Origin of the sequence: Anaerovorax sp. IOR16 (assembly GCF_017168145.1) — a bacterium.
GTDB lineage: Bacteria > Bacillota > Clostridia > Peptostreptococcales > Anaerovoracaceae > IOR16.
The window spans coordinates 508,257-524,561 of the sequence record NZ_JADQTL010000009.1; the positions used below are offsets into that span (position 1 = coordinate 508,257).

Here is a 16,305-nt window from a genome sequence, read left to right on the forward strand (position 1 = left end):
AATTCAGGAAAAGTAATGGGTTTAATCCATTCTTCTTTAAGATTTCATGATTTTTGAAGAGTTTGGCATAATTGTTGCTTAATTATTAAGTTATAAAAGATGCATCTTAGAAATTTATGATATGCTTATTGGTGAGGAGGACTTATAAATAATGGATCAATTAAAATTTGGTATTTTGGGGTTAAACTATGATACGGAAGCAGGAAGAGGATGGCCGGGAGCAAGGTATGCACCTGACAGCATCCGAAGAGCTATGTCGGGCATTATGAACCGAATAGAAGAGGGACACCTGTTTGACGTCTGCAATAATTATTTGGTAGATTTTAATAAAATAGTTTTAAAAGATTTTGGAAATGTAGATAATATTGCAAGATATGATCATGAAAGATCGCTAAAGGAGATGGCAGAAGAAATCGGTAAGATCATGTCAGATGGTTATACACCGATTTTGCTGGGAGGTGACCACTCTGTCACCAATGCGGGCTTTAAAGCAATTCATGATAAAAAGCCGGGAAAAATCGGGATTATAGATCTGGATGCACATCTTGACCTGAAGTTTGACTCTGTTGCACAGGGAAGATTTTCAGGGAGCAGTGAAATCAGACGGGCAATTGAAATGGAAAGAGTTGATGCAAAAAATGTGGTGGAAATTGGACCGAGAGGATTTAATTATCCAGAGCATTACCATTATATCAAAGACAGTGGAATGACAATCTTTACTCCGAGAGAGGTATTCGAGCAGGGGGCAAAGGAAATTGCAAGAAGAGCGCTTGAAATTGCCGGGGACGGCACTGAGTACATTTATTTAACGGTGGACATTGATGCACTTGATATGGCATATGCGTTAGGATCCGGTGGACAGGAGCCTGCAGGATTAAACCATTTTCAAATGTCGGACCTCATCCGGGCTTTTGCTCCTCATGTAGATGCAATTGACTTTGTAGAGGTGAACCCGATGACGGATCACCGTGAGCTGACAAGCCACGTTGCGGCAAATCTCATATTAGATTATATTTCAAGCGTTTATTACGCGAAATTTGAGGAAGAGAAGCAATGAAATATTTATTAAAGCTGAACAAAGTGATAGTAAGAATTGAGCAGGTGATACTTGGCGGAAGCATCATTGCTATGGCAATGATTTTGGTACTGAATGTTCTTGGAAGATTTTTTTTAGGAACCGGAATCAATGCTTCCGAAGAGCTTGGACAAACTCTGCTGGTATTTGTCACCTTTATCGGTTTGAGCTATTGTGCCACTACGGGGAAACACATTAATATGCTGGCAATTTTTGATATTATGCCAGGAAAAATGAAAAAATGCACCGCACTTGCAGTTTCGGGAATAACCGCGGCAACAATGCTCACACTGTCTGTAATTTCTTTCCAGTATGCTTATTTAATGAAGACAATCGGTAAGGTAACGGTTTCTCTGCAAATTCCGGTTTATTTTATTATTCTAGTCGTTTCTTTTGGATTTTTGTTTGCAGGAATTCAATATCTACTGGTTTTTATCCAAAATATCCGTAAAAAGGAGATTTATATCGGATTAGAGGAAAGCTATACCTCGGAAGAAAGGGGGGAGAAGTAAGATGCTTTGGGTTTTGACAATTATCTTAATCTGCTGTTTGTTGTTCGGATTTCCGATGTATATGGCAATGGTACTGGGTTCTCTTGTCTCAGTCATGGTGTTTTTACCTTCTTTACCTTTAAGTACAGTGATTCAGCAGCTAATGGCTGGAGTTCAGACTTTTGCACTACTGGCGATTCCATTGTTTATTTTTGCGGCAGATATTATGAGTTCCGGACATACGGCTACGAGGCTAGTTGATTTAATGAAAGCTTTTATTGGGCATATTTACGGTGGACTGGGGGCCACTATGGTCGGAACTTGTACGCTTTTCGGTGCTATCTCGGGTTCAACGCAGGCTACGGTTGTAGCAATCGGAAAAACAATGCGAGGAAATATGCTGGAAGCGGGATACCGTGATGAGGATATAAATGGACTGATTGTAACATCATCGAATATAGCGATGTTTATTCCTCCGAGTGTAGCCATGATCATGTATTGTGTCGTAACGGGAACCTCAGTTGGAGAAATGTTTATTGCTGGTATTGGCCCGGGGATTTTATTAGCGATTCTCTTTTCCGTATATATTTATTTTCACTCGAAAAAACTGGATTTGCCAAGAACTCCAAAGATGACATGGGGACAGCGGGGACGGGCGCTGCAAAAAGCGATTCTTCCTATGGGATTTCCGATCATCGTTGTGGGAAGCATTTATTCCGGTATTTGCAGCCCTACGGAAGCAGCAGCCATCTCAGTACTGTATGCGTTTATATTAGAAGTCGTGATTTATCGAACCATAAAACTGAAAGATATCGGTAAGATTGCATTATCGACGGGAGCGGTGACCGCAACGTTGTTTATTCTGTTATCAAGCGGGCAGATATTCTCATTGGTTTTAACCTATGCAAATGTACCTCAGATACTGACGTCAGGGCTTCTTGGTGACAATCCTTCCTCTATTCTGGTCCTTGCATGTGTAACATTATTTTTCTTTATTGCCTGTATGTTTGTAGATCCACTTGTTGCAATCGTAGTATTGACGCCGATGTTTTATGGACCGGCAATGGCCGCAGGAATTGACCCGATTTGGCTGGGAATCATTATTACTTTACAAAATACACTCGGAGCCGTTTCTCCCCCATTCGGGTGCAATATATTTACAGCTTGTGCAGCCTTTGACGTACCCTATATGAGGGTTGTGAAAGGACTTCCGCCTTATCTAATCATATTAGTCATTTTATCAGTTATATTAATATTCTTTCCTCAGATAATTACTTTTTATAGAGTATTTATATAATGATATTTAAAGGAGGTTACAAAATGAAAAAGAGAATTTTTAGTTTACTTGTCTGTACGGTAATGGTAGTAGGCATGACCTTGAGTTTGTCAGGGTGCGGCAGCAGCGGGCAGGGAGATACGGGCTCAAACGAGGTATGGAAGCTGGCTCATACCGAGTCGACGGATACCATGTATGATATGTGGGCAAATAAATTTGCCGAGTTGGTAAATGAAAAATCAGAAGGAAGAATTACCGTTGAAGTTTATCCGGTAGGACAGCTTGGCGATTCTGCCGCTCAACTGGAGATGATTCAGACGGGGGGACTTGATATCGGAATCTTTGCGGCAGGCGATGTCGGAAGTACCTTCCCTGCTACACAGGCAATGGCACTCAATTTTCTTTTCAGTGAAAATGATAAAGTAAATGAGGCAGTACTTACAAAAGGTGAAGCAACGAAGAAGCTCAACGAAATGTTTGATAAAAAAGGAATCCATGTTTATGATTGGTTAAGTCTGGGAAATATGCAGTGGACGAGCAATAAACCATTACATTCTCTAGATGATTTTAAGGGCTTTAAAATGAGAATTATGAATACACCGCTTATCAGTAAAAATTATAAGGCATTGGGAGCAAATCCGACACCGATGGCATTTATGGAAACTTACAGCGGGCTTCAGCTGAAAACGGTACAGGGAACGGAGCAGCCAATAAATGCAATTGAAGAAATGAAATTTTATGAAGTGCAGGATTATATCACTTTTTCAAATCATGCACAGATGGCAAGCTTTGTTGCATTTAATGGTGAATTCTACAATGGTTTAAGTGACGAAGACAAAGAAATTATTGATAGTATTAAGGCAGACATGGAGGCCTATGCTTCGGAAAGCTTGGAAAAGGTTCAGAAAGAAAAATTTGAAATTATTAAAGAGAAAAAGCCGGATATCAAAATTGAATATCTGACAGAAGACGAAAGAGCAAGCTTTGCAAAAGCAAGCATGGCAGTGCGAGATAACATTGTAGATCTTGCCGGTGAAGAAGGAAAAGAGGTCATGGATCTTGTAATTGTAGATGTTGAAAATTTTGAAAAAGAGCTGGGAAACTAAAGTTAAAAAAATTAGTAAAAACAAAAGAAAAACTCTCGGGCCTTCGTAAGGCAGAGAGTTTTTCATTTAGCGGAATTTCCTTTTTCATTGAAATGAAAATCTATTTATGATTTAATGATCTGAGCTGGTCACGATGGCAAAGGAACGTGGCGCATCTATAATCGCGGTTACGGGTCACGATGGATTGGATGGTGTGAAAGAAGAATGTATATTCACATTTTTCTCTTTTTAAAAATATAATATCAAACAGATAGAATGATAGAAGGAGGAAAATAAATGAATCATGAATTAAACTCTAAAAATAAACAATTATTTCATAGAATGAATGAGAATAGCAGTAATCTTAGTGAAGATTTTTCGGTTGCGGAATTATTAGAGAGATATACAACGGAAAATTCTAAAATAGGATATTTACTATTTAAAATTGAGACGGCTCTTGGAACACTTCCGGTTCCAAATGCAAAAGTAACAGTGAGTAAACCATTAGGTAATGGTTACTATATTTCAAAAGTTGTCATGACTGATATTGATGGTAAAACAGAAACCTTTGCGTTACCAACTGTTAGTGCAGAATTATCACAAGCTCCAGGCATTATTCGTCCATATTCGATATACGATGTGACTGTGTCTGCACCTGGTTATTTTGACGTAGAGCTTTTTAATATCCCTATTTTTGAAAATATTACTGCAGTACAGCCAATAAATTTATTTCCGGATTTAGGTTTTGGTTCTGGTCAAAAAATTGAACAAATTTATGATATTTATCCGACAGGTCCTGAAATTTTTAAGAGAGGATACTTTTTATAAAAAGTTATAAAATTTTTACTTAAAAAGTAGTGACATATGGTCGTTACTACTTTTTATAGTTTGTCCGCCATGGACGAGCTCTTATGGGTGAAAGCCCTTAACACGCTCAGGTAGTGGGAAGGGTGTGAGAGGTCGGAAAAATATTTAATTCTCCCTCATGCTTGATTTCTTTGATTTTTTTATAATTATCAGTATAATAGATAAAAAAGGAGGGAAACGAATGATTGACTTACATTTGCATACGTTTTATTCGGATGGAAGCTTATCTCCTTCTGAATTGGTCACGACGGCAAAGGATCGTGGTGCATCTGTGATTGCGGTTACGGATCACGATGGATTGGATGGTGTGGAAGAAGCGATAAAAGCTGGCAATAAATTGGGGATAAAGGTGATATCGGGAATTGAATTTTCGGCACAGCTTCCAGATTTTTTGGATTCTTCTCCTTGTTTTATGCATCTTTTAGGTTATGGTATCGATGTGAAAAATAAAGCCTTGCAGGAAGCAGTAAAAGATATTTTAAGAAAGAGAAAAGAGCGTAATGATAAATTATTGAATGCATTGAGAGAAAAGGGTTATATTTTAGACAAGCAGGATTTTCAGGTTTATCCGCAGCAGACTTATATTGGAAAGCCTAATTTTGCCAGAGCATTATTAAAACGAGGCTATATTCAAGAATTAAGAGAAGCTTTTCAAGCAGGAGAATTTTTAGAGGCTCCGGAAATCAAGGCGATTCATAGAGTTAAAATTGATGTTCGGGAAGCAATTTCTTTGATTGAGAACGCTGGTGGAGTTGCGGTTTTGGCACATCCCTTGAAAATCTCCTATAAAGGGAAAAACCAACCTGGACAGGCCGGTTTTTTTGAAGTATTGTCATCCTTGTTATTTCGTTTGAAAAAATCAGGTTTACAAGGAATGGAGTGTTATTATAGCCGTCATTTGCCTTATGAAACGGAGCAGTTACTTGCACTTGCGGATGAATTTAATTTGTTGGTAAGTGCGGGATCGGATTTTCATGGTCCAGAGTTTGATGAAAATTTAAAGATTGGAACTCTAGCTGTAGAAGTGGAAGAAGGACGTTTAGACTGGGTATATCACTAAAAGTGGTTAAAGCTTCACATAAACCGAGGTGTGACGGAGTGGTGGTAAATTTGCAGCTTCTTAAACTATTTAGTCTAACTGTTTATAAAGCGCAAAAGTACGGCAAGGACACCTCTGCATGGAAGCCTTTTTCATCGGCATACAAATTAATCACACCATCATACCGTTCCACGGTTTCTAAAACTGAGGAAATGCCAAGACCGAAGCCGTTTCGCTTGGACGATAAGTATTTTTCTCCTCTGGTTTTAAGCTTTCCGTCAAAGCTGTTATCTACAACCAATTCAAGCTGTCCATCCTGTACTCGTCCGGCGATAAAAATTGTCTTATCTCCGATTTGCTGACGCTGGCAGGCTTCTATCGCGTTCTCCAGCAGATTTCCAAGAAGACCGCAAAGGTCGACAATGGGGAAATTCAGCACTTCGGGAAGCAAAAGCCTTGCCCGGAACTGGATACCGCTAGACTGTGCAAGATTGCTGTAATACTGTACCAGCGCATCTAGCTCAATGTTGTCTGTTAGACGACCTAGTCGGGTACCCTCGTTAATCTCTGTGATACTGCGGATATAGTTTTCCAGTTCTTCACGGCGACCTTTCTCGGAAAGCGTCATCAGGGTGCGAAGATGATGGCGAAAGTCATGGCGCAGCTTAGCACTTTCCTCTACCTTCTGGTTCATTTGGCGCAGATGCTCCACTTGCATAGTGAGCTGGCGTTTCATCTGGCGCTGTTCTTCAGCATAGACAAGGCTGTGTCGGTATCCCATGGCTACATCGTACCATAACACCACGCCTGTTGCGATTACAAGGCTTAAGCTGCCCCATTCCTGAAACCAGCCGCTAAAGACAGGCTCGTAGTTTGGCAGAAGCCGATCCCAGACAAAGGCGCAGGCATATACAATATCCGCATAGAGCAATATTGTTGCTTGTTCTATATTTCGGCGCATCGCTACAACGGAAGTAAACAGTAGATAAAGGGCAGTAAGCAGCTTAAAGCCGAAAACCACATTGGAAAAGGCAAGCATCACCGGCAGTGTCAGTTGCGCGGCAAACAATCCGTAAAGTAGCGCCAGCACACAGACTATTCCTGCTAAAGTACCACTGATTATCTGTGCATATCTTTTCGCATCGCAAATACGATTGTGAAGAAGGATGACGAGTAGCGTCACCAGATATCCGCTGACCAGTTCTATGGAATACCAAGGCTGGATCGGAAGCGGTAGGATACCATGTACCACAGAATAGGAAGTAAACACTGCGGTTGAAAAGCACAGCAGGAAAAAGATCCAGATATTGTTCCTTCTGTGGGTACGAATGGCAAGATAAAAGCTAAAAATGGCAAGCATCAGTGTCACTGTGACCAAAATCAGGCAGAGACCGATTCGAACTCCCCGAGTGGTGTTTAAATTCAGCGGTTCGCCAAAGGCTGGAGGATAAACTAGGCCGCTGTATATCCATGAGTGGTCACTGACAGCCAGCAGAAGCGTTACCTTGCTGGAGGCTTCGAAGGTGATCATACGGCATTGGGTCTGATCCTGATATTCCATCATGTTCGGATCGCCCATCTGCAGCTTCAGATTATTATCAATGTAAAACCGGTAGGTGGAATAGATTTCTGGAAGCTCAATGGCATAGGTGTGAACTTCCTCCGGCAGATAGAGTGTTAACGCATAGCTGGAGCTACCATGTGGGGAGCGGTGGGAGTCGCCTATGGCAAAATTTGAGCCCTCGCCGATGGACAGGTATTGATAATTGTCACCCTGCTGCTCTAAAGTTTCCGGTGTTAGTAGGCGGTCCGCATAGTAACGCCAGCCGTCCCGCAGATAGCGGATGGGCGTGTTCGTCCAATCCGCCTCTGAAACATACAGCGCGCCATTAATGGCCTGGGGTGCAGCTTTTGTATACTTGTTATCAAAGTGGTATAAGGCGATAAACAGTACGGAGGAAAGTATAATTGTCAGAAGCAGCACCAGAGAAAGCCGCAATACAAAGGGTTTTTTATCCATGGCGTCTCCTCCTGAAAAATGTAATTCCTCCCGCAGCCAAAATCAGCCCACCTGACAAAGGAAGTAGCGGTGACATATCGTTTTGTACTTCCTGCGTATTTGATATTTCCAAAATCGTGTAGGTTCCCACCACATCCGCTGTAAAGCGCAGAAGATCTCCATCATAGGAGGCATCTGTAATTTGTTCGCCTGCTTCATTTTGGACGGTTATTTCCGTATTTTCCGACTGCGGCATATATCGAAGCCGCAAAATCGTTCCCGTTAGTTCCGTAACCGATTTACCGGAAACCTCTACTGCAAGCTGAATTTGGTTGTTTTTCGGCTGTGTCAGCTTAACGGACAGGGTATCTGAATTCGACAGGTTCAGTGCCAAAAGCAGATTGCTTGGAATGCTGGCTGTTAAATTGCCGGAACCAAACACCACGTTTTCCTCATCTGTGCAGAGATCCTGTAGACGCAGACCGGAAATTACAGTTTGGGTCGGAGAATAGGATTCTGAAACGACGGCAGGTTGGCGGGATTCGGAGATTTTTTCCGGCGGTGTATTGTTATCGTTCGGTACTGGGTTTAGTATTGCCTTTGTAATATCCTCCGGCTGGGACACTGTATGGTTCCTTGGCTCAGACAAAGCTCTCACTATTTCATAAAAAAAGGAGGTATCTGAATACACTGGCACTGCCGATTCTGTTAAAAAGGCAGGAGTATCCAAAGCTGGTGTATCTGTCACAGGAGCCGGAACCGGCTGGGTGCCTGACCCCGAGCTGCTGCCGCCAGCGTCGCCACCATCTCGGTCACCGTCTGAGTAATCGAGGATACTAAGCTCCCCATCATATTGAAAGGTCAGAACACCGGTATGATTACCGGGATAGGTCACCTTAAGTTCATAGGAGCTTCCATATACAAGGATTCGTTGGGAAAGCTGGAGACTATCGGAGACCAGCAAAAAACCATCGCTTAAACGTGTCCATTCTCCAGTATCCTGTCGCAGCCATACGGCAAACTCGTCCAGCTGTTCCTGTTGATCCGCAGAAAGCACCCATGGAAAGCGAAGAAAGCCGCGCGCGGATACGCAGCAGTTGATATCCGGCTCACCGGGTGCTTGAATAGAAACCGCGCATAGCTGTCGAGGTTGAGAAACTCCATCCGCCAGCATATATTCCGTTCCAAGGTTGGGGGGAGCCGAAGCATAGTAAACACCGGGGACACTAGTATCCACGGCATCAAAAGACCAGGTATCCGATACCAAGTTATAAGGATTGTTATCTGCGTCATAGCCGGTAAAGCCTACAATTTGATCCGCGAACCAGTCGACAAGCTCATCCTGCGTGGTACCAACGGCAAATGCCACGGCATCCGTCCGATCCAGATTATCAAACCAGGTTAGGGTGATTGCCGTAGGAGATACGGCGAACACCGGCGAGGTTACTTGTACGCAAATGGAGATGATATTCTCCAGACCATCCGAGAGTACCGCTCCTTCTGGAATAGAAATGCTTCCAATGGCAGTGTAGTTGCCGGGCGTTTGGGCGTCTATTGTACTGAAATCCCATGTAACGAACAGTGTAAGTGAATAGTAAGTGCCGTCTTTTTCTACCGTCCCATATAGAACAACAGTATCCAGTGCACTATGTAACTGAGTGAAGATAGTATCACCGCAATCCATGCAAAACGTACCACTAAGTGTATCCGGAGTAGTAAAGGAAATAACGCTGCTGGTATAATCAAAGCCTTCGGGAACCGGACTGTCTTCGATTCCTGATGGTGAGCCGGAAATTTCGTCTGTTTCAGTGGTTTCCGCATCGTCCGTAACCGTATCGGAAGGAGTGGCTGTACCAGTGGAAATATCGGAATCAGTGCCGCTACCTGAATCAGTATCCACAATAGCGTTAGCAGATACGATTGGATCCTCTGCTGCAAGTACGTAAGGCGTAAGCGCTCCGCAGAGCAGGGCAGTTAAAATCAATGCAAGTATCTGTTTCATGTCCTATCCCCCCGTAGTGAGCCGGCGGAAAGGCTCAGACGCTGCTGCTGTACTTGTCGCTGTAACCGCCTGCTAACTGGCAGATGCTCTTCATTTTTCAAAATGAGATAGTTGCTGCCAAGTTCCCGCACCTCCTTTAGGTTGACCATAATGCCCTTAAAGCAGGACACGAACTGCGGATAGGCTGACAGCTGTCCAGAAAGCTCTGTGAAGCTGCCTGATACCGGAATAAGGCAGTCCTTTAAATGGATACAGGCGGAGCGGTTCTGGTAATCGGCATAAAGGATACGGTTCAGGGCAATTTCCAGAGGTTGATTCCTTGTGATAACCGTGATGGAGGGCTCGCTTTGCAATTCTGCAATTTTGCAGTAGTGTAGAGCCCGTGAGAGATTTTCCAGCGTTGCTGGCTTTACGATGTAATCGGCGGCCCGAACATCGTAGCTTTTCACACCAAATTCCGAGCTGGTGGTAAGGAAAATGAGATTGACATTCTCATCAAGCTGCCGCAGCTTTAATGCGCAGTCCACGCCATTTTCATCGTTTAGGAAAATATCCATAAAAACAACGTCATAGCTGCCCGGTATGTAATCGCTAAGTAGTTCCCTACCGCTGTGAAATTTTTTAATTTGTATCGTTTGCTGCTGTTTGATTTCATATTGTTCTAAAAGGCTACAGAGTATTTCGCATTCAGAAGCCAGATCATCTATAATTGCTGCATTTATTTGAAATCCCTCCTTTGCATATAATAATCCATTTAATATTATACCATAAATTCTGGAAAAAATTTGACTGCTTGTGCAGATTTTCGACCACTTGATCATAACGCCTTGTAAAACACTTGACAAAATGCTACCCTAATAAAAACTACTAGACTTCTGATGAAGAGGACTAGTAGTTATTTTTTTTATTTTTTATAAGAAAAGGAGGAGGTCGCGTGAATATTGCACTGTGTGCGGCGTTTCTGGAGGAGGATGTCTGGGAAAGCCGTCTGCTGGAGGCCGCTTCCCTACATAAGGTGGAGATTACAGAATGCAACAGCGCCCGGGCGCTATTGCCTCTGTTAGAGCTAAAGCCATTTTCCCTTCTGGCCGTGGTATTAAATGGCGTGACAGGACTCGAGGTGGTTCGGGAGCTTAGGGAGAAAGTACCGGATATGCCCATCCTGTGGATTTCTGACGAGGATTACAGTCTGTTTGGCTATCAGTACCGCGTCACATATTTTCTGCGAAGGCCTGTGTCAGGCATAGAGCTGCGGGAAGCGGTAACAGCCTGCTTGAGACTTTCAGAGAAGAGTGAGGAGGAAATGAAAAAATGACAAAAATAATTGCACTGTGCGGCGTGGATGAAGAAATAACCTGCTTACTGGAACGTTGCGATGAATATTGCTTTCTGCGCTTTTTTGACGAACCGGAACGGCGCGGAGATGTAAAGCTGGCATATTTGCTGCGAAGCGGTCTGACTGTATTGCTTGCCATTGTGGGTTACCGCGGAGCTAAAGGACTTGCGGCCTGCGATTATTTGAGAACACAGAATCGTTCGCTGCCTATTCTGTGGCTGTGTGATCGGAAGGAATTTGAGCTTGAAGCAAAGCGGATTTCGGTAAGCTTTCATGGCACAGGTCCGCCATATCCGGTATCAGTAGTTCGGCAGGTGATGTTGTGATTAAGGACAGCACTGCTTTGCAGAGCTTGTTGAAAAGAAATAAGGGTTTATTACAAGGGACAGCATTTTGCACGGTTCCTTTCAGCTTATGAGGCAGTATGCCTAAGTATGAATTTTAATAGGAGGAAATCAATATGCAATCAAAATTTGCTAACAAAGTTCTTACGGGAATTCTGTCGGTTTGCTTAATGCTGCAGGTATGTATGCCAGTAGCATATGCCGAAGGCAGCAATAAAACACCTACTGTTGATATTGAAAGTAAAAGTATTTATGCCAACGGCACGCCGATTACTATTGAAGCAGGCACATTAACAGGTGGAGTGAGAAACACAAAAATCAAATACAATAATGGCACAAATGATGTATATCTTGATTTAAATCCCAACGAAGGAGGTATTCAGCAAGAGGCAAATTTATCAGAATATAAGGTATTTGGCGGGAGCAACCCAAGTGATTACTCTGAGATAGAGAATACTTCTATCACCATGATAGGAGGAAGAGTACGTGATATCTACGGTGGAGGGCATTCTCCTGGTGTCAGCGGAGATACTCATATAAACATTAGTGGGAATGCTGAAGTTTGCGGAGATGTTTACGGTGGGGGTTCCGGTAATGAAGTTTTGGGGACTGCCTATATCACTATAACAGGTGGAGATATTTCTCAGGACCATGCGGGCATGGTTAGCGGTGGAGGCGCAGAGTGGGGTACTGTAGGCCGTGCTGAGATTAAAATAACTGGTGGAAAAGTAAATAAAGTCATGGTGGTAGCACAAGGCGGTGGTAATGTAACTGGGGATAAAACTGCGCTGATAACAGTGCCGGTTTGGGTAAACGATAGGGAGTTTACCAATGCTTTGTATAAAACGGACACACAGTGGATTGTAAAAGGAGATATTACACTTACTGATGATTTGAAAATAACTATAGCAGAAAATGAGACTATGATTGTGTCAGATGGAAGTAACCTTACAACCAACGAAAATCTTACTAACAACGGAACGATTATTAAAAAAGGGACAATAACAGGTGATGTCTCAGGTACAGGTTCTATCGTATTAACGCCTATAGTAGATGATGCAAATAAAGCAGTCTATGCAAATGGTATTCCTATCACTATTTTAGCAGGCACATCGGCTAATCAAAGCAAGATTTCTTACGGAGAGGGTTTGTATGTGGATTTTAACGGAAATTCTTCTAAGGATTTAACAGGGTATTCCATATACGGTGGAAGCAATTCGGAACAAAAAATAAATTCTAATATCAAGATGACTGGTGGCAGTGTCGAAAATATTTATGGACAAGGAAAAGGGTATGCTGTCCAAAATACAAACCTTCTGATTACTGGTGGAACGGTAAGCGGAACCATTGAGGGTGGAGGGGAAATCTCCACAGATAGTGGTTATATTGAAGTTGTTAGCAATGCCTTAAAACTTGAAACCTTTGACAGTCTTTTATATAAGGAAGAGGAACTAAAATGGAAAATCAAAGGAGAATACACGATTCTAGAGAAAGACGACTTTTGGGTAGATAGTAATGAAACCTTGGAGATTCCGGAAAATGCTATACTTATTGTAAGAGGTGAGCTTACGAATAAAGGAACTATAATCAACAATGGAAAAATCATTGGTGTAGCAACAGGAAATGTGCAGGGAACAGGAGTGGTTTGCACTGAGCCTGTCATAGATAAGGATAATAAAGTAATATATGGTAATGGAGTTCCTATCATTATTGAAAAGGGTTCGGATTCGGAGCATTCAAAAATTAAATACTATGATGGTACAAGCTATACCTACTTAAAGATAGATAACTCAGAGGATTTACTAATTAAAGATTATAGAATTGATGGTGGCGCAGCAGGTGGAGAAGTAAGAAAGACATCAATTATTATTAATGGTGGAAATATCAATTGTATTAGTGGCGGTAATGCAACAGAATCCGTTGATATTATTGTCACGGGAGATGTTATTATGCCAGCTGATCGTGAAAATATTTCTTGTGGTGTTAATAAAGATGCCATCAGCAACCTCTATGTATACTATGAAGGTACAGATCCCGATTATATGCCTTATCCAAGTATTGATAACAGTTCTTATGGTTTTAATAATATATTTTGTTATTATCCTAATATACAAAATAAGGGGGAGGATTGGAAACCTGAAATAATCAAAGGCAAAGCTGTTATTCCAAAGGGCTATAAGGTAGTGATACCAAATGGAAAAACAATGACAATTCCAAGAGGAAGCACTCTTACCATAGAAGGTACATTAATAAATGATGGTTCTTTATTAGCGGAGGGCTGTATTTCTGAAGAAAGCACAGGTACATTGCAAGGATCCGGCATATTCAAGACAACGATGTTTACCGCTGATGATATTCAAGCGATTCCCGACCAACTCTATACCGGAAATCTCATTATGCCTGCTGTGACAGTAAATTCCACACGTACTTTTATGGGCAAAGTATTTTCCTTGGATACCTCAAGCTACACCAAGAGTTATGAGAACAATACCAATACAGGAGTTGCAAAGGTAGTATTTACTTCTGCAAACGGTACAGCAGTTGAAAAAGCTTTCAATATCGTTAAATCTGGTACCATCTTTGATGGCGGTATAAAAACCTATAAGAATAAGGATAATGCAGAAACAAATACATTTACCTATGGCGATACCATCACCGTTTCTGCAAAGCCAAAAGCAACCGGCACGGCAAGTCGTTTTAAAACAAGGAGCCTTACCGCACCGACAACCAATCAGATGGCATTGTTTATAACAAAGAATGGCGTGGAAACGCAGATTTCCGATCCTGTGGATGCAGATGGAAACGGTGTTTATACCATGTACTATGATACAAAAAATAAAAACCTCGCCATTGGTAGCGCTACCATTACCGCAAAATATGTGGGCAATACCAATATGGCAGATTATAGCGGCACAGTAACCGTTACGCTAAATAAAAAGGCGATTACCTCCGCAGTAGTCAATCCTTCCGACACTTCTGTAAGCAAAGAATATGACGGAACAAACAGTTTTACCAGTGTGGCTTTGACCTTAAACAGCAGCGATATTTTATCTGGTGATACGGTAACTGCCACTGCAAAGGGTACTGTAGCCGATGCCGATGCTGGCACAGGTAAAACCTTTATGGCCACAAGTGCTGCATTAGACGGTGATGATAAAGACTATTACAGCCTTGATAAAGCGGTTGTCAGCGGTAACGTATCTATCACCCAGGCAGTTGCCACAGGAGTAAATCAAGAATTGCCAGTCTTAAAAGGATTGGCAAAGGAACATACCTTCGATTTAACGAAGCTGCTCCCTGATCTTTCCGGGGATAAAAGCTTTGGAGATATTAGTTATATGCTAGGAACGGTGACTAATACCGAAAATGTTTTGGCACAGAACCCTGTAGATAGTGATATAGCAGATGGTAAAATCACTTTAAATGTGGCCAATGTAACAGATAAGGACAAAACAGCAACAATACAAATTAAAGTAGCATCTAAGAATTATAAAGACTTCACTGCTGATTTGAAGGTAAAAACTATAGATAAGACACCGTTGAGCATTGACGCTGTGTTTGAAAGCGGAACATATAATGGGAAGCCTTATGCTTATCTAGGTACACCAACTTTCAAAAATGGTACGGAAGCCGCGGAAAACATTACCTACACAGCAAAATATGCAGGCAGGGAAGGTACAATCTATGATGAAAGTGAAACTGCACCAAAGGATGCAGGAAAATACAACCTTATACTTACTGTCAGTGGAGAAAGTGCCAAAACCTATGCCGGTACAGCTGTCATAGGCTTTGAAATCACAAAAAAACAAATTACTGCTAAACCTAATGATGTAAGTATAAAATCAAATGTTTCTTTCCCTGCATTTACTTGGAATATCGAAACAGGGATCACAGGAGAAACCCTTACAGCAACCAATGAGGCAAGCGTTTTAATGGAGGCACAAGAAAAGGGCGTGAAGCTCGAGGCTGTAAAGGTAGGTGAGTTTGATATTGTGTTTACAACAGTACCAGTCTTTAACCAAAACGGTGATGCTGAGAAAAACTATGATATTCAAATCGGAAAAGGTAAGTTGACAGTTACAAAGCATAGCTCAGGCGGCGGTTCTTCCTCTAAGGGTAAGGGGAACAGCAACGTTGAAATAACCGAACCGGATAAGAATTCCGGTGCAGGATATGAGGAAACTACAACTACTGATTTTGCTGATATAGCAAACCATTGGGCAAAGGATGCCATTGCTTATGTAACAGAAAAGGGATATTTCAGCGGAACTACTTCTACTACATTTTCACCGAATAAATTTATGACGCGTGGCATGGTAGTAACAGTTTTATATCGAGTAGCAGGAGAACCTAGTTTATCAAATTTATCGAATTTCAGTGATGTGAACAGCAATGATTATTATGCAGAGGCAGTTGCTTGGTGTGAATCACAAAATATTGTGAAAGGTGTGAGTGAAACAAACTTTTCACCAAATACCGTTATTACAAGAGAACAATTATCTAAGATTATCTATGAATACGCAAAGAGTAAAGGCATGGATGTATCAAAAAAAGGAGATTTGAAAAAATTTACCGATGCAGCTTCAATATCTGAATATGCAGAAGATGCGGTTTCATATGCGGTTGCTATGGGAATTATCAGTGGTCGTGGGAACAATACACTTGATACGAAGTCCAGTGCGACACGTGCAGAATTTGCGAGAATCTTGCAGGTCTTTTTAGAAGCTGTTGAGAAATAGCTTGTATGAATACCTGTAATTAATTGAAAGCTTCTAGATAAAAAAGGGACAG

Annotated in this window: 12 protein-coding genes; 9 read left to right on the forward strand and 3 right to left on the reverse strand. The window is 41.8% G+C overall.

The features are described from left to right. The first annotated feature begins 151 nt into the window (after positions 1–151). The 6 genes from I2490_RS05975 (at position 152) to I2490_RS06000 (ending at position 5,854) form a co-directional block, all read left to right on the forward strand. Complete coding sequence (locus I2490_RS05975; protein WP_206458853.1) at positions 152–1,057, forward strand: agmatinase family protein; 906 nt, start codon at positions 152–154, stop codon at positions 1,055–1,057. Then, entirely contained in the window at positions 1,054–1,587 is a 534-nt protein-coding gene (locus tag I2490_RS05980) for a TRAP transporter small permease (protein WP_206458854.1), read from the forward strand. The genes I2490_RS05975 and I2490_RS05980 overlap by 4 nt, the downstream gene beginning before the upstream one ends. Position 1,588: 1 nt before the next feature. Continuing rightward, positions 1,589–2,863 carry a TRAP transporter large permease gene (locus tag I2490_RS05985; protein ID WP_206458855.1) on the forward strand — a complete coding sequence of 425 codons (1,275 nt, stop codon included), beginning with the start codon at positions 1,589–1,591 and terminating at the stop codon, positions 2,861–2,863. A gap of 23 nt (positions 2,864–2,886) precedes the next feature. Continuing rightward, positions 2,887–3,948, forward strand: a complete 1,062-nt coding sequence (locus I2490_RS05990; protein ID WP_206458856.1) for a DctP family TRAP transporter solute-binding subunit — start codon at positions 2,887–2,889, stop codon at positions 3,946–3,948. 276 nt (positions 3,949–4,224) lie between these two features. Continuing rightward, positions 4,225–4,755: a carboxypeptidase-like regulatory domain-containing protein gene (locus tag I2490_RS05995; RefSeq protein ID WP_206458857.1), complete on the forward strand. Its 531-nt coding sequence runs from the start codon at positions 4,225–4,227 to the stop codon at positions 4,753–4,755. Positions 4,756–4,975: 220 nt separating this feature from the next. Next, positions 4,976–5,854, forward strand: coding sequence for a PHP domain-containing protein (locus I2490_RS06000; protein ID WP_206458858.1), 879 nt, complete (start codon positions 4,976–4,978; stop codon positions 5,852–5,854). An 82-nt stretch (positions 5,855–5,936) separates the two neighbouring features. On the opposite strand, the gene I2490_RS06005 is transcribed toward I2490_RS06000, so the two are convergent. Genes I2490_RS06005 through I2490_RS06015 form a run of 3 tightly spaced genes read right to left on the reverse strand, consistent with a single transcriptional unit; the run spans position 5,937 to position 10,679 of the window. Further along, positions 5,937–7,853 carry a sensor histidine kinase gene (locus I2490_RS06005; protein WP_206458859.1) on the reverse strand — a complete coding sequence of 639 codons (1,917 nt, stop codon included), beginning with the start codon at positions 7,851–7,853 and terminating at the stop codon, positions 5,937–5,939. After that, positions 7,846–9,834 carry a peptidase gene (locus I2490_RS06010; protein WP_206458860.1) on the reverse strand — a complete coding sequence of 663 codons (1,989 nt, stop codon included), beginning with the start codon at positions 9,832–9,834 and terminating at the stop codon, positions 7,846–7,848. Before I2490_RS06010 ends, I2490_RS06005 begins: the two co-directional genes overlap by 8 nt. Further along, positions 9,831–10,679: a LytR/AlgR family response regulator transcription factor gene (locus tag I2490_RS06015; RefSeq protein ID WP_245157098.1), complete on the reverse strand. Its 849-nt coding sequence runs from the start codon at positions 10,677–10,679 to the stop codon at positions 9,831–9,833. The genes I2490_RS06010 and I2490_RS06015 overlap by 4 nt, the downstream gene beginning before the upstream one ends. 89 nt (positions 10,680–10,768) lie before the next feature. Here I2490_RS06015 and I2490_RS06020 point away from each other — a divergent pair, with 89 nt between their 5' ends. From I2490_RS06020 to I2490_RS06030, 3 genes are all read left to right on the forward strand, one after another. Further along, on the forward strand, positions 10,769–11,149 hold the full coding sequence (locus tag I2490_RS06020; protein WP_206458861.1) for a hypothetical protein: 381 nt from the start codon (positions 10,769–10,771) through the stop codon (positions 11,147–11,149). Further along, the gene (locus I2490_RS06025) at positions 11,146–11,496 is read left to right on the forward strand and encodes a hypothetical protein (RefSeq protein WP_206458862.1); all 351 of its coding nucleotides are present in this window, start codon (positions 11,146–11,148) and stop codon (positions 11,494–11,496) included. Before I2490_RS06020 ends, I2490_RS06025 begins: the two co-directional genes overlap by 4 nt. Positions 11,497–11,630: 134 nt before the next feature. After that, positions 11,631–16,253 carry an S-layer homology domain-containing protein gene (locus I2490_RS06030; protein ID WP_206458863.1) on the forward strand — a complete coding sequence of 1,541 codons (4,623 nt, stop codon included), beginning with the start codon at positions 11,631–11,633 and terminating at the stop codon, positions 16,251–16,253. Positions 16,254–16,305 lie beyond the last annotated feature (52 nt).

What these genes read in the sequence shown, in the direction of transcription:
- I2490_RS05975 (WP_206458853.1), top strand. Translation starts at nt 152, where the DNA reads ATGGATCAATTAAAATTTGGTATTTTGGGGTTAAACTATGATACGGAA.
- I2490_RS05980 (WP_206458854.1), top strand. Translation starts at nt 1,054, where the DNA reads ATGAAATATTTATTAAAGCTGAACAAAGTGATAGTAAGAATTGAGCAG.
- I2490_RS05985 (WP_206458855.1), top strand. Translation starts at nt 1,589, where the DNA reads ATGCTTTGGGTTTTGACAATTATCTTAATCTGCTGTTTGTTGTTCGGA.
- I2490_RS05990 (WP_206458856.1), top strand. Translation starts at nt 2,887, where the DNA reads ATGAAAAAGAGAATTTTTAGTTTACTTGTCTGTACGGTAATGGTAGTA.
- I2490_RS05995 (WP_206458857.1), top strand. Translation starts at nt 4,225, where the DNA reads ATGAATCATGAATTAAACTCTAAAAATAAACAATTATTTCATAGAATG.
- I2490_RS06000 (WP_206458858.1), top strand. Translation starts at nt 4,976, where the DNA reads ATGATTGACTTACATTTGCATACGTTTTATTCGGATGGAAGCTTATCT.
- I2490_RS06005 (WP_206458859.1), bottom strand. Translation starts at nt 7,853, where the DNA reads ATGGATAAAAAACCCTTTGTATTGCGGCTTTCTCTGGTGCTGCTTCTG.
- I2490_RS06010 (WP_206458860.1), bottom strand. Translation starts at nt 9,834, where the DNA reads ATGAAACAGATACTTGCATTGATTTTAACTGCCCTGCTCTGCGGAGCG.
- I2490_RS06025 (WP_206458862.1), top strand. Translation starts at nt 11,146, where the DNA reads ATGACAAAAATAATTGCACTGTGCGGCGTGGATGAAGAAATAACCTGC.
- I2490_RS06030 (WP_206458863.1), top strand. Translation starts at nt 11,631, where the DNA reads ATGCAATCAAAATTTGCTAACAAAGTTCTTACGGGAATTCTGTCGGTT.